Origin of the sequence: Candidatus Centipeda massiliensis, assembly GCF_900290285.1 — a bacterium.
In the GTDB taxonomy this organism is placed as follows: Bacteria; Bacillota; Negativicutes; order Selenomonadales; family Selenomonadaceae; genus Centipeda; species Centipeda massiliensis.
Map to the genome: position 1 here is coordinate 174763 of NZ_LT985756.1, position 14241 is coordinate 189003.

At 56.6% G+C, this 14241-nt stretch carries 14 protein-coding genes; 1 reads left to right on the top strand and 13 read right to left on the bottom strand.

From position 1 onward, the window contains the following. Genes C8273_RS09350 through serS form a run of 7 tightly spaced genes read right to left on the bottom strand, consistent with a single transcriptional unit; the run spans window position 1 to window position 5965 of the window. Complete coding sequence (locus C8273_RS09350) at window positions 1–1281, bottom strand: MlaD family protein (RefSeq protein WP_106627453.1); 1281 nt, start codon at window positions 1279–1281, stop codon at window positions 1–3. Beyond that, entirely contained in the window at window positions 1278–2024 is a 747-nt protein-coding gene (locus C8273_RS09355) for an ABC transporter ATP-binding protein (protein ID WP_106627454.1), read from the bottom strand. The genes C8273_RS09350 and C8273_RS09355 overlap by 4 nt, the downstream gene beginning before the upstream one ends. A 9-nt stretch (window positions 2025–2033) precedes the next feature. Continuing rightward, window positions 2034–2801 (bottom strand): MlaE family ABC transporter permease, encoded by a 768-nt coding sequence (locus C8273_RS09360; RefSeq protein ID WP_106627455.1) that lies wholly within the window; start codon window positions 2799–2801, stop codon window positions 2034–2036. 18 nt (window positions 2802–2819) lie between these two features. After that, window positions 2820–3503 (bottom strand): ribonuclease HI, encoded by a 684-nt coding sequence (gene rnhA / locus C8273_RS09365; RefSeq protein WP_106627456.1) that lies wholly within the window; start codon window positions 3501–3503, stop codon window positions 2820–2822. 10 nt (window positions 3504–3513) lie between these two features. After that, window positions 3514–4137, bottom strand: coding sequence for an acyloxyacyl hydrolase (locus C8273_RS09370; protein WP_106627457.1), 624 nt, complete (start codon window positions 4135–4137; stop codon window positions 3514–3516). A gap of 5 nt (window positions 4138–4142) precedes the next feature. After that, on the bottom strand, window positions 4143–4697 hold the full coding sequence (locus C8273_RS09375; RefSeq protein WP_106627458.1) for a UbiX family flavin prenyltransferase: 555 nt from the start codon (window positions 4695–4697) through the stop codon (window positions 4143–4145). Further along, entirely contained in the window at window positions 4694–5965 is a 1272-nt protein-coding gene (gene serS / locus C8273_RS09380; RefSeq protein WP_106627459.1) for a serine--tRNA ligase, read from the bottom strand. The genes C8273_RS09375 and serS overlap by 4 nt, the downstream gene beginning before the upstream one ends. Before the next feature lie 390 nt (window positions 5966–6355). On the opposite strand from serS, the gene C8273_RS09385 reads away from it, so the two are divergent. Further along, complete coding sequence (locus C8273_RS09385) at window positions 6356–7462, top strand: A/G-specific adenine glycosylase (RefSeq protein ID WP_106627460.1); 1107 nt, start codon at window positions 6356–6358, stop codon at window positions 7460–7462. Between the two features lie 40 nt (window positions 7463–7502). On the opposite strand, the gene C8273_RS09390 is transcribed toward C8273_RS09385, so the two are convergent. From C8273_RS09390 to C8273_RS09420, 6 genes are all read right to left on the bottom strand, one after another. Beyond that, a complete protein-coding gene (locus C8273_RS09390) occupies window positions 7503–8312 on the bottom strand; it encodes an energy transducer TonB (RefSeq protein ID WP_106627461.1) in 810 nt (269 codons plus the stop codon). A 4-nt stretch (window positions 8313–8316) separates the two neighbouring features. Continuing rightward, window positions 8317–8724, bottom strand: a complete 408-nt coding sequence (locus C8273_RS09395; protein WP_106627462.1) for an ExbD/TolR family protein — start codon at window positions 8722–8724, stop codon at window positions 8317–8319. Then, window positions 8714–9331, bottom strand: a complete 618-nt coding sequence (locus tag C8273_RS09400; protein ID WP_106627463.1) for a MotA/TolQ/ExbB proton channel family protein — start codon at window positions 9329–9331, stop codon at window positions 8714–8716. Before C8273_RS09400 ends, C8273_RS09395 begins: the two co-directional genes overlap by 11 nt. Window positions 9332–9346: 15 nt before the next feature. Then, complete coding sequence (locus C8273_RS09405; RefSeq protein ID WP_234343997.1) at window positions 9347–11473, bottom strand: TonB-dependent receptor; 2127 nt, start codon at window positions 11471–11473, stop codon at window positions 9347–9349. Window positions 11474–11827: 354 nt separating this feature from the next. Next, window positions 11828–13480, bottom strand: a complete 1653-nt coding sequence (gene hutW / locus C8273_RS09415; RefSeq protein WP_106627465.1) for a heme anaerobic degradation radical SAM methyltransferase ChuW/HutW — start codon at window positions 13478–13480, stop codon at window positions 11828–11830. Continuing rightward, entirely contained in the window at window positions 13477–13977 is a 501-nt protein-coding gene (locus tag C8273_RS09420) for a flavodoxin family protein (protein ID WP_106627466.1), read from the bottom strand. Before C8273_RS09420 ends, hutW begins: the two co-directional genes overlap by 4 nt. Window positions 13978–14241: the final 264 nt, after the last annotated feature.

The following is a 14241-nucleotide window of genomic DNA, read 5'->3' on the forward strand; positions in this document are numbered from 1 at the left end:
TCAAAACTCCTGCCGCACACCCGTATAGAACGCACGGCGTTCCCGGTTGTTCACGTCGTTCCACTCGCCAAAGAGATAGGTGCCGTCCTTCACTTGGTACTGGGCACGCAGACGCAGGGTAACGTCGTTCGGATCGTAGGCATCGGCGGAGAATTTAAACTTCTCGCCCGCATAGGCATCGACCCCAACGCCCGCCGCACCGGCGACGACACCCGCGCGCGCACCGAAGGACGTGCTGCGCGTGCCGACCTGTGCGCTCACCTTGTCCCCGCCGCCGATATCGTCCACGCCGAATGTCGCATACATGCCCTGTTGCTCACCGACATCGAGATTGAAGTTCGTACGCCAGTCATCCGCCTTGCCGCTGTACATCGCGTCCACCTTCGGCGTGACCTTGACGTTCTGCAGACGCCCCATCAGACCGTTTGCCTTGTCCGACATCGTGCGCGCGTTGTGGATGAGAGCACGCGCGTCCTCCTGCGTCGCCCGATCCCCTGCAACCGCCTCGATGCCCTCTGCGATGCGCAGGAGGCGCTCGGAGGACTCCGTGATATTTGCAAGCGTCTTTCTGAGGTTTTCCGCCGTCTGTGGGTCTGCACCGACGCGCTCAAGATTCTCCATGATACGCTCGGTGCTCGCCGTGGTCTGTGCGAGATTCGCCGACATCGTGTTCATATTCGCGAGCAATTCATGCAGATTCCCACGATTCTCGTTTGCCATCTGCTCAAGCGTCGCGGTCAGCCCGTCGAGGTGCGCCGTCATCTGCTCCATATTGAAGACGAGCTGAACCATCGAGCTTTGGAAACCGGGTGCGCCGACGATGTTGTTGATCGACGTGAGCATTGCCTCAACTTGAACGATCATCTTGTTCAGCTCGGTGAACATCGTATCCATGCCCATCTCGTTTTCGCCGTAAAGATAGTCACCATTCGCATAAAAATCGACATTGGACGAGGGGGTAATGATGACGAATTTATCTCCCATGATGCCGGGCTGTCCGATGGTGATGGACGAGCCGCGCGGAATTTTCACGCCGTCCTGAATGCGCATGGAGACGGTAACCCCCGTACCGTCGCTCACGATATTCTCCACCTGCCCGATGGGGACGCCCGAGAGGAGCACCTGCGCCTCGGGGTTCAGCCCGACGACGCGTCCAAAGCCCGCATAGAGCATATAGTCCTGTCCGCCGCCAAGCCGCAGTCCGCCAAAAAACATAACAACGGCGATGAGAAGCGCTGCTCCCCCAAGCGTAAACGCCCCGACCTTTGCCTCAGCACTCATGCTCCTGCCTCCCTTCGGTGGTGCAGCGTACGGAAAAACGCCTGTACGCGCTCATCTGCAATGTCCTGAAAACGTGCTGCCGTATCCACGGCGATCAGTTCCCCGTCGTAGATCATGGCGATGCGGTCAGCGATGCGGCTCGCACTCGCCATATCGTGCGTGACAACGACGGAGGTCACGCCGAGTTTTTTCTGCATATCTATGATGAGTTCATCGATCTTCGCCGTCATGATGGGATCAAGCCCCGAACTCGGCTCGTCGTAGAAGATGATCTCGGGGTCGGTCGCAATCGCACGCGCAAGCCCCACGCGTTTTTTCATGCCGCCCGAGAGTTCCTGCGGCATCAGCCCCGCCGCGTCGGGCAGCCCCACGAGTGCGAGTTTCTCACGCACAATGCGCCGAATCTCCTCCTCACTCTTATGCGTATGCTCGCGCAGCCCAAATGCGACGTTTTCGCCGACGCTCATCGAGTCAAAGAGTGCGGAGTACTGGAATACCATGCCCATGCGCAGGCGCACGCGGTCGAGCGCGTCCTCATCAAGCACGGCAATATTCTCGTCACCGATGTGGATGGCACCCGACGTGGGGCGATCCAGCCCGATCATGAGCCGCAGGAGCGTGGACTTACCAGAGCCCGAACCGCCGATGATGGCGATGGTCTCGCCCCGTTGGATGGTGAGGCTGATCCCCTTGAGTGCTTCCTTGTCCCCGAAACACTTTTTGACATTGTTCAGTCGTATCATAGCGTGTCCTCAGAACAGGAAGAACGTCAAGACGGCATTCAGAATAAAGATGACAATGATCGAGGTGACAACGGTCTGCATGGTCGCCTTGCCGACTCCCTCCGCACCGCTCGGCGCATTCAGTCCATAGTGGCAGCCGAGAACGGCGATGACGTTGCCGAAGAAGATCGCCTTGATGAGTCCGCCCGTCATATCGTAGATAAGCGCGTACTGCGTGATGGAGTGCGTGAATGTATAGGGCGAAATCCCCGAGTAATACACCGCCGTCAGGTAGCCGCCGAGGACGCCGATCACGTCGCCGAACACGGTGAGGATCGGCACGACGATCATGCACGCAAGCATACGTGGCACGATGAGGTAGTTCACGGGACTGACCGCCATGACGCGCAGCGCGTCGATCTGCTCCGTAACCTTCATCGTTGAGACCTCTGCCGTGATCGCCGCACCCACACGCCCCGCGCAGACGACGCCGACGAGGACGGGTCCCAGCTCACGCCCGATGCCGATGGCAATGACCGCGCCGATGGTACTCTGCGCACCGTAGCGGATGAACTCGTGTGCGATTTGGAGTGTCAGCACAACGCCTGTGAAGAGGAGGGTGAGTCCGACGATGAGGAGGGAGTCCGCGCCAAGGTGCGCCATCTGGTAGACGATGCTGCGCACGCGCAGACGCTGTGTGACTTGACGCGCTGTCTCCCCATAGAGGAGGGTAATGCGCCCGATGTTCGCAAGATGCGTGAGGACAAAGCGCCCCACCGCCTCAAAGATGCGCTGCATGGATTCCCTCCTCCCTTTTTATCGTGTATGCTTCTCCGCCTCACTGCGCGCGAGCTCATCACAGCGCTCGTTGCGCGGATTGCCCGCGTGCCCCTTGACCCAATGAAACACGACGCGCCGTGCGGCGAACGCCGCGTCCAGCTGCATCCAGAGATCCTGATTGAGCACGGGCGCTCCGTCCGCCTTCTTCCACCCGCGCTTCTTCCACGCAGGCAGCCAAAACTTCGTGAATGCGTTCTTCAAATACTGACTGTCCGTATAGAGAGCGATGCGAGCGCCCTCGGGCACGGATGTGACTGCCATGAGCGCCGCCGTCAGCTCCATGCGGTTGTTCGTCGTCTCGGGGTCGCCGCCGCTGTACTCTCTGACCTCGCCCGTTGCGACCGTCTCGATGACGGCAGCCCAGCCGCCCGCACCGCCGGGATTGCGGAGGCACGAGCCGTCCGTGTGGATGATATAGTCTGCGTCCACGGGTTCTTCAACGATCAGTGCGGACGATTTTTTCGCCGCTGCGCCGCTTCTTGCAGCATGCGGCGCAGCTGAATCTGCCGCACCATCCAACCAGTCGCGTGCCTCCGCCTCCGTCATAAAGCCCTTGTAGACCGCGCCCTGAAAGCCCTGCACCTGCGCCGCACATTCCGCCCACACGGTGAAGATCCCCGTTTTGCGCCCGCGCTTCACGGCATAATATTTCTTTGCCACAAATACCTCTTTAGTACGAGTACCGATAGCCAACGGATACGCCCACACCGTTGTAGCCGGGGTTCTTCGTGCGCTGTCCGTTCGACACATGATGTCCGAGATAGGCGACACTGAGTGCATTCCGCTCATTGAACTTGTACGTCACACGCGGACCCACGCGCCACATAAAGCCGTAGTTGCGCGTGTGTGCAGGATGCACGCGATTGTAGACGAGAACTGCCCCCGTAAAGTCAAAGGATGCCTCCCATTTTTTCCCGAGCGGATGCGTCCAGCGCACCATGTACGCAGGTCCCGCACCGACCGCCGACGAGTCAAGTTCGACATTCGGACGATCCTTCTCCGCCCACGATCCGACGGGACGTGAGACAGTCAGCCCCCAATGGAGCGTCATGCCGTGCATCTCTTTGTACTGGCGAAAAACGTGCAGATTATAGAGGTCGATGTGACGGCGCTCTCCACGCTGCTTTAGAGCGTCGATCTGGATCTCCGCCTTCTTGTCCTGCACCGAGGCGTCACCTATATGCATCTGCATCGTATGCCCATCCGCCTCTGCGGGCGCAGCCGCTGCCGTCCCCGCCGTGCTCAGCGCGAACACAGCCGCAAGTGCCGTCATTTTCGCTTTGAAAAAAGTCATATCCGTCACCTCCAACGTGTAAAAAGCTCCGCCTCAATGCCGAGGCGGTCGAGGATCTTGCCCACCATCATATCGACGAGATCATCGAGTGTCTCTGGTCTGTGATAAAAGCCCGGCGCGGCGGGCATGATGATCGCCCCCGCACGCGCGAGCCGCAGCAGATTCTCAAGATGGATCTCGTGCATTGGTGTCTCGCGCGGCACGAGGAGAAGCCGTCGCCCCTCCTTGAGCGTCACGTCCGCTGCCCGCGTGAGGAGATCGTCCGTCACGCCATGCGCAATCGCACCCGCCGTCTTCATCGAGCAGGGCAGGATAACCATCGCATCCATGCTGAATGAGCCACTCGCAATCGCCGCACCTACGTCATCGTTCGGATAGAGAACATCGACGCGCCGCGAAAGCTCCTCCATCGTCACGCCGCACTCGTAGGCGAGCACACGCTGTCCGCTGTCCGTGATGACCGCATGCACCTCGATGCCCTGCTCGCGCAGCACATCGATCAGGCGGACGGCATAAACGCTGCCGCTCGCGCCCGTAATGCCAACGATGAGCCTTTTCATCGAATGACCGTAACCCCGCCCATGTACGGTACAAGAGCCTGCGGCACGAGAACGGAGCCATCCTCCTGCTGATAGTTCTCAAGAATCGCCGCAACCGTGCGCCCGACCGCTACGCCCGAGCCGTTCAGCGTATGGAGGAAGGCGGGCTTTGCCCCGCGCTCCGGACGATACTTGATGTTTGCGCGTCGCGCCTGATAGTCCGTGCAGTTCGAGCAGGACGAGATCTCACGGTATTTGTCCTGCGCCGGCATCCAGACCTCGATGTCATACGTCTTTGCCGAGGTAAAGCTCATATCGCCCGTGCAGAGCTGCACAACGCGGTACGGCAGTTCGAGCGTTTTCAGCACATCCTCCGCCGCCTCCACCATCGTCTCAAGCTCGTTCCAGCTTGTCTCCGGCGTAACGAATTTGATCAGCTCCACCTTGTTGAACTGATGCTGACGGATCAGCCCACGCGTGTCGCGTCCCGCACTGCCCGCCTCCGCGCGGAAGCACGCCGTATAGGAAGTGTAGTACTCCGGCAGCTGCTCCGCGTCCAGAATCTCATCGCGGTGGTAGTTCGTCGTCGGCACCTCCGCCGTCGGCACGAGGTAGTAGTCCAGCCCATCGAGCTTGAACATATCCTCCGCGAACTTCGGCAGCTGCCCCGTCCCAACCATGCTCGCCTCATTGACGATGTAGGGCGCGAGCATCTCCGTGTAGCCGTGCTTCTGCGCATGGAGATCCATCATGAAGTTGATGCAGGCACGCTCAAGCCGTGCGCCAAGCCCCTTGTAGAACGTAAAGCGCGCACCCGTGACCTTTGCCGCACGCTCCGCATCGAGCACGCCGAGTTTTTCGCCAATGTCCCAATGCGCCTGCGGCGCGAACTCAAACGTGCGCGGTATCCCCCAGCGGCGTACCTCCGGATTTTGCGTATCATCCTTGCCGATCGGCACATCCGCCTTCGGCATATTCGGGATCTGCAGGAGCAGATCGCGCAGCTTCAGCTCCACGTCGCGCAGATCCTCATCGAGCGCCGCAATCTCATCGCCGAGCGCACGCATCTCAGCAACCACATCATCCGCACTCTCGCCCGCCTTCTTGCGCACGCCGATCTCCTTCGAGACGGCGTTGCGGCGCGCCTTCTTCTCCTCCACATCCTGCAGGATTGTGCGACGGCGCTCCTCAAGTTCCAAGAACGACGAGAGATCAAGCGCATTGCAGCGGTTCTTCAGCATCTCCTGTACCTGAGACAGATTCTCGCGCACAAATTTCATATCCAACATTCAAATCACTCCATTATGTAGTTTTCCTGTTATTCTATCACACACAGAAACTAAAAGCAAAAGCCGCCCATCTCGGGCGGCTTCCCTGCAATAGCAATTAGACAGGCGTCCAATTCTCCTGCATCTACTCGGGTTTCCCCTGTCGTGCCATCGGCGTGTGGGCTGGACGAAATCTCCCACCTCAAATTGCTATTATGCTATCTTTATTTTATATATTTTACTTCCTTTTGTAAAGAACTTTCTTGCTGCGGAGAAGCCGCCGCCATGCGCTATCTCTGATGTGTAAAAACGTAATAATAGCATCGGGCGCACTTTGTAAAGAAAAGCCCGCTTCTTCATTCGCGTTTCACAGAGTCATAGTAGAATCTACACGAAAAGGAGAGCATTTTCATGAAAATCTTACCGTGGGCGGGGAACTCCATCTTCCCAGCCCTCTGCACCTCGCTGCTCGCATGGCGCAAATCCGCGCCCGACACGCGCGATCTGCCGTGGCGCGACGAGCCGACGCCCTATCACGTCTGGATCTCGGAGATCATGCTGCAGCAGACCCGCGCAGCCGTCGTGCGCGGCTACTATCTGCGCTTTCTCGATGCGCTGCCAAGTGTGCGCGATCTCGCGGAGGTGGACGACGACGCACTGATGAAGCTCTGGCAGGGACTCGGCTACTACAGCCGTGCACGCAATCTCAAACGTGCGGCAGAGGTCATCGTTCGCGAACATGAAGGACAGCTGCCAAACGACTTCGATGCTCTGCTCGCCCTGCCCGGCATTGGACGCTATACCGCGAGCGCGATTTCCTCCTTTGCCTATGGACAGCCACGCCCCGCCGTCGACGGCAATTTCCTGCGCGTCGCCGCACGCGTCACAGCAAACCCCATCGACATTGCAAAGGACGCATCAAAGCGCGCACTTGAGGCGGCACTTGTCCCCTCCTACCCGAGTGGACGCGATGCGGGACTGCTCAACGAGGCATTTATGGATCTCGGCGCAACCGTCTGTCTGCCAAACGGAGCGCCGCTCTGCCACACCTGTCCCGCCGCATGCCTCTGCCTCGCGCACGAGTACGGCACGGAGCAGAACTATCCCGTTAAGACAGCGCTCAAAGCACGCCGCAAGGAGAAGCGCACCATCCTCCTCCTTGCCTGCGGCGACCACATCGCCATACGAAAAAGACCTGCGAAGGGACTCCTCGCAGGTCTCTGGGAATATCCGAATCTAGACGGAAAGCTGTCGCGACGCGCTGTCCGCGCGCATCTCGAAGCAGAGGGCTTCGAGGTATGTACCATCGTGCCGCTTCCCCCTGCGCGCCATATCTTTTCCCATATCGAATGGGAGCTGACTGGCTGGGCAGTCACGGTCACCGACACGAACGAGCCACCGCTCATGGCAGCAGAGGAAATCGAGGGCGCACCAAGTCCTCTCCTATGGGTGCGGCGCGAAGAACTCGCAGACAAGTACAGCATCCCTGCGGCATTCGGGTACTTTACGCCGCAATGAAAAATCCCCGCACGTTGGCGGAGATTTTTCATTGCAGATATTACGGCTGAAAGATCAGCGTCTTTTCAAACCAGAGTTTGATGGGATACCCCTGATAGACAATGGGTGCAAAACGCATGCGCCAGAACGCCTCCTCTGCCGCCTGTCGGAAGCCGAGGTTCGGCGCATCGGTGAGGATGCGGACGGACTCAATGCTGCCGTCCGTCCCGACGAGAACGCGCCCCGTCACGGATACGGTCGCAGAGTAGCCCAAAGAACGAGCCTCTTCTGGATAGTATGCCTCCGCGTCGCGCAGAATGCGGTAGGAAATTCCAGCGGCAGAGGATGCGGTATACGAACCGTCACCGTTATCAGAGAATCCATCTCCGAGTCCCACCGCCGTTCCGATTCCGCCCCCTCCTGCAGCAGACGATGTGCCATCTCCACCGCCAGCTGCAGCTCCCGTACGTGCAGCGGCGGCTGTATCGCCGCTCTTCGTCTCACTTGGTACGGCATCCATTGCGGAGACAAGTGCATTTTCCGCAGGAGGAACAACACGATCCATCTCCTGTGCCGTTGGCGCTGCAGCCGCCTTGATGCTCGGGAGCAACGATGGGGCTGACGCACTTTCTGTACGGTTTTCCCTCCGTTCTTCCGACACAGCAGGGGCACCGCCCGCACTGCCCTCATTTGCTGCCCCCTGCACCGCCGCCGCAACCTGAGTCTCAGATAGGAACCCCACTTGAAGCGGGGTTGTCGGAATGGGTGGCGATACGAGCCAGTCCACCCCAAACAAGAGCAAGACACCTACAACAGCTGCATGGACGGCGAGTGAGAGTCCTCCATAGATTTTCCACGAATGTGTCCGCATGGCATCACCCCGGTGTATCGGTCGCGATATAGACCTTTTCAATCCCGAGACGTTTTACCACATCCATGACCTGCACGACCGTCCCGTAGGAAGCCGCCGCATCTCCACGCAGAATGACGGAGATGTCCTCCCCGTGCGCCACGTCCTCCGTGAGGCGTACCGTGAGATCGCGCAGACTCATGAGGTCGCGCTCGTAGTAGATGCCGCCGTCCGCCGTAATCGTGACAGGGATGTTGCGCGTCATGCTGACCTTTGCACTCTCCGCCTGTGGGAGTGTGAGTGGCATACTCTTTTGAACGACCATCGAGAGCATGCTCATCATGAAGAATACAAGCAGAAAGAAAATGATGTCGATCATTGGAATGATCATTAGCTGCGGACGCTCCTCCTGTGGCAGGAGATCAAGCTTCACGGCGCTCACCCCCAGCATGCGCCAGATACATCGTCGCAGTATATTCCACGTCTGCAATGATACCATTCGCCCGATGTGAGAGATAGGCATAAAGACTGAGTGCAAGGATCGCCACAAGAAGGCCGCTCGCCGTCGCGACAAGTGCCTCTCCGACGCCGCCCGTGATGGCAAACGGCTCGCCCTCAGAAACGGACAGCACGCTGAACGAGCTGATCATACCGATGACCGTACCGAGAAGGCCGAGGAGCGGTGCCATTGTCACGATCACGCTCAGATACTCAAGGTAGCGGCGCAGTTCAAGTGCTTTTTTCTTTGCTGATGCCTGTACAACCTCCTCCTGACGCACATTTGTGTGCATACGTTCTGCAAGTGCCGCAAGCAAAACCTCGCCTGCCGCGCAACCTGAATTCCTGCATAGTTCAGAGACACGGTCATAGTTCTCAGCAGCAAGTGCCGCATTGACCTCGCCGCTGAAATCCGCAGCCTTTGCCGTCTGTCCCCGATAGTACGAGAATCGCTCAAGTGCAATCATCACACTGATCAACGAAGCAAGACCGATGGGAATCATCGCAAGCCCGCCCTTAGCGAGCAGTTCAAAAATCTCCATTGTCCCCCGCCTTCCTTAGAAGCTGTACCGTGCGCCGACAAAGTATGTGCGTGGGAAGCCGGGAAGCAGCGTCCCCATGCCGGTGGACGCATACTCATAATAGAGTTTGTCCAACACATTCGTAACGCCGCCGTACCATTCAAGATCTGCATTCTGCTTAAATTTGAAGCTCACATCCAACAGACCGTAGGAGTCAATCGTACTTCCTGCCTCATTGCGCTTGGACTCTCTGACAAAATTGTTGTACGAGCCAAAATAAGTATATTTCGCGCCCACGCTCCATTTTTTATCGAAGGCATAGTTTGCCTGAAGCACGACCTTGTGCTTCGGCACAGCAATTAATCCGCTGTTGGTAAAGTCAATCTCATCCTCGTTGTGTGCATCCACCACGGCACGTCCCGCCGCCGTATAACGACGCTCGCCATGCAGATAGGCGTAGCCCTCCGTCAGATCGAGCTTGCCAAACCGCTGCTGCAGTGTCAACTCTGCGCCACGACGTTTGGTATGATACATATTATAGGTCATGTATTCCCATTTGCCATAGGCATTCTTATAGTAGGGACGATCCAACTCATTCTTCGTCTCAGAGGCGAAAAGGGTCAGATTTACGGACGTTGCGCCAATCTTATCACGCACACCAATCTCATAGAGGTTGTAGCGTTCTTCCTTTGCCGTTGTCCCCTTATATGCCTTGTGGGTTGCATCTGTATAAACCTCATCGGATATTTGAAGCCCATCCGGGTTCGTAAAGCCACGCTCCCAACGCGCATATACACGTCCGACCGTTCCGTACTGATAGCCAACCGACAATTCACCGGCGGTATTCCAACGGTGCGAGGTATCCTTGCCGCCCATCGGATTTCTGAGTGTCCCGCCGTCTTTATCAAACGTATAGGCGAGATCCTCGCGGCGAATGCCCTGCGTGAACGTAAACTTGCCCTCCTTCAGCTGGTTCAGCAGGTAAAGAGCACGCGTCTCCTTTTCATAATTGAAGGACATGGGCTTTCTCCCTGATATGTAGTCCAGATGGGAGGACTGCTGTATCCAGTCAAGTCCGATGAGCAGAGAGTTCTGCTGGCCATACGCGTAGTCGAACTTCAGGCGCGTACCATACGCATCATGATTCATGCGTCCGTCAATGAGCTTAGTATTCTTATACGAGCCGTCTGCATAGAAGAAATCTCCACTGAATTTCCACTGCTTATCAAGTCTCTGATTGTACGTGAGATTATAGGTTGTCATGTCGCGGTCGCCGTCAAGATATTTTCCATCCGACGGCTTCGCATACCTGCCGTCACGCTCAATGCTGCGACGCAGGATATTCTGGATAAATTTACTCTTTTCATCCAGCTTACTGAAACGGAATGTCACGGAATGATCCGCGTCCGCATCATAGCGCAGCCCTGCAAAGAGATAGTCGCTGTTGCGGTACGTATTCTTGAAATAAAGATCCCGATTTAACTTGTTATAACCGCCCTGCACGGTCAGCTTTTCCCCAACCTTATCGCCATAGTTAAAACCAAGTCGGTACCCCTCGGAATTCCATTCCGTTGTCACCGTACGCTGCGGCTTGTTCATGCTGCGCAGATTCGTCGTAATGTTGATGATGCCGCCCGCTGCACCGCTGCCGTAGATAACGGATCCGCCGCCCGGGATGATTTCGATCTTTTCGATCTGCTCCACTGGCACATAGTCATAGTTGTTCGGCAGCGGATGCGTCACCATCGTCGTCACCGGAGCACCATCGACCAGTACCTGTATGTTTCGATGTGCCTGACCGCTCCCCTGTCCGCGAATGTCGATCTCACCCCAACGTGTACCACCGACATTGATGCTCGGCTGATCCTTGAGCACGTCGGAGATCGTCTTGTATCCCTTCTCCTCGATGGCTCGCTTCGTAATAACGATTACCTGCTTTGTATCGCGCAGCTTCTCAATCTCTACATAGTCCGGACGGACATAGGAATCAGAGAGTTTGATTGGCGCTGCTGAGGAGACGGCTTCCTGTACGCTTGACGCCTCCTTGGTATCCTGCTTTTCCGCCGCAAGAGAAACACTCGTTCCTCCTCCAATGATTAGACTGCCACACACAAGTAAACGCAGATAAAAATATTGGCTCTTCGAGATCTTGCGTCGTTTCATCACATACTCCATTTCTCTTAACACAAACAAATATGACGCTCATGTCCTTTAACAAACAAGTCGCAGAACATTAAAGATCATATTATCAATAGGGATTTTCATTGTCAATAATTTATACAAAAAAACTAAAATGGTGCTGTCATCTTTCTTTGCAGAAAGGTTCAGCACCAATTTTAGCTTTTTCCTATTATATTACGGAAGCACTGATAAATTCAGCATCATCTTAACGCATCTTTTTTGCCCGCACATCGTCGACAAATCCTACACATAGTTTTGACTATACGTCCGGTTTGCCTCCTTGTTCGGACGAAAAAATCTACGCCAATCTGACGGACTTCATTTTATCATCGATTCCTACACAGCTTTTCCAAGTTCACGCGACTGCGTACGCATGACGGTATTGAGATCGGGCTTTGCGGAAACGGCAGTGCGTTCCTTCTCCCGTTCCTTTTCGATGAGGTTCTTCAGCATCTGCATGTGTGGGTGACTCTCCATCTCCGGCGTTGGCTTGCCACGCAGTGCTGCCGCCATCTGCTCCGGCATCCCGTCAGGGAACATCGCCTCAAGCATGGAGCGCACAGACTTCGGAATCATGTCCTGCAGGGCGACGTTCTCCTTGCGGAGTTTCACCTCGTCCTCCTGCGTGAGTGCATACGCCTCGAGGAAGCCCTGAATGAGGTTGTCGTGCCAGAACTCACCCGCGAGCGTCAGACGGAAGCCCGTCGCCGTACGCGTAATGAGTCCGTTCTCCGCCCATGCGGCGAGGAGCGGTTCCATTTCCATAGCGAGATCAACGCCGTATTTCTTCTGGAAGAACGGGGCATAGAGGTAACCGTGCTCGATCTGGTCACCGATCTCACTGTGCATACGGTGTCCGTCCGCCTGCTCACCCATGAACTGGAAGGGCTTTGTCCCCTCCTCGACCATCTTCTCATACGGTGCAAGCCCGCCGTGGTTGCGCCACATCATCTCTCCGATGAAGCCGCCCGCCCCCGAACCGAACGCGATAATGTCGTTGCCGCGCTTTGCAAGTGTGTTGTAAATGCTGCGCTCGCGGTGATCGGTCGTCCAATGCGTCGTGTCGATGCGGCGTGCCATCGGATTCTCCGCGACGATCTCAAGTCCGCGTTTGAAATACTCGGACTGCTCCTCCGTTGTCGGGAGCATGGGCAGGTCGCCCGACTCGATGCGGCGTGCGAGCTCGCTCGACGGGAACACGTTGAGCTGGTAGAGGTCACCACCCGCAATCCCGATCTCGAACTGCGTGCGCACGTCGTTCTCCCAGACCTCCATCGACTGATAGGGCAGCCCATAGATGAGGTCGGCAATGACAACGGCGCCCTGCTTCTCCACCATGCGGCGCAGCGTCGCAATCACCGTCTCGCGATCATCGATGCGTCCGATTGCCTGACGGACGCGCGTGTCAAAGGACTGCACGCCGAGGGAGAAGCGGTTGATGCCCGCATTCATCGCAGCCTCGACCTTGCTCTCCGAGAGGTCATGGATGCGCCCCTCAAGCGTGATCTCACAGTCGCTCGTCAGAGGCAGCCGTTCGCGGACCGTACGCACAAGCCGCGCCAGATCGGCATCACACAGAGCCGTCGGCGTACCGCCGCCAAAGAATACCGCCTGAAAGGGCGCGCCCGTCACGTATGGCGTATCCGCAGCCGCCTCGATCTCCTGAATGAGCACATCGACGTAGTGATGTGCCGCCTCCTCGCGCGTAAAGTTCTGGAAGAAGCCGCAGTAGCTGCATTTCTTGTCGCAGAACGGGATGTGAATGTAGACGGCACGCTCGTCCGCCGGATCGGGCGTCTGCGCCATCAGATTCGCCCATACAGCCGCCTGCTCCGCTTTGTCCATAATCATGCGCTTGCCGCCCGCGCCCGGATGCACGACGCGCTTCTTCGTAAAGGCGCAGCCGAGCGGATTCGCCGACTTCGTGCCGAGCAGCCAGCCGCGTGCCTCCTCTGAGAGTGCCGCGAGTTTCTTCTCAAACGTATTCATGCGAGTGCCTCCTTTGCCGCCGCAACAACTTGTGCAAAATCATTTTCATCAGGGTGGCTTGCCGCTGCCTCATAGCGTGCCGCATTCTCGGCGGTAAACGCATGCACATTATCCTTCGGCATGCTCTTGAACATCTCGATCAGCATCGGGTCAATCGCCCCCTGCACGAGGATCGCGCCCAGAATCTCATTCGACGCATCGAACAGTGCGCGGATATTTGCAATGCACTTCGCGCAGTGCTCTGAGTCCGGCTCTGCGCCGAGCGTGCCATAGATGAAGACGCGCCTCCCGCGCAGGCTCTCGATGTACTTCTTCGCCGCAGCATCCGCCGTACCGCGGTCAATCCACGTGCCGACGCAGAGTGCAGCACTCTCCGGCACCGCTGTCGTATCCTTCACACTGTGGCAAGACGCACCAAGCGCTTCCGCCAGATGCTTTGCAACCTTTTCTGTATTCCCCGTACGCGAGGAGTAGATGACAGCAACATCATTTTTCATAAGAATTTTCTCCCATATATCAACGTGAATATATCATCTTCTTGATTCATGTATATAATATAACAGCATCTCCAAAAAATCAAGTACTTTTTTCAAAAATCATAAATAATAATTATGAATCAAATTCAAGTTTGCGCGTTTATTTACATCCTTTATAAATATATATATTCGTTCTCAAGTATATTCTCATTTGTATCAAGCTATTTGAGAAAATCACCTTCATATTTTCTTCAGATTCCAAAAACCATTTTTCTTATAATCTAT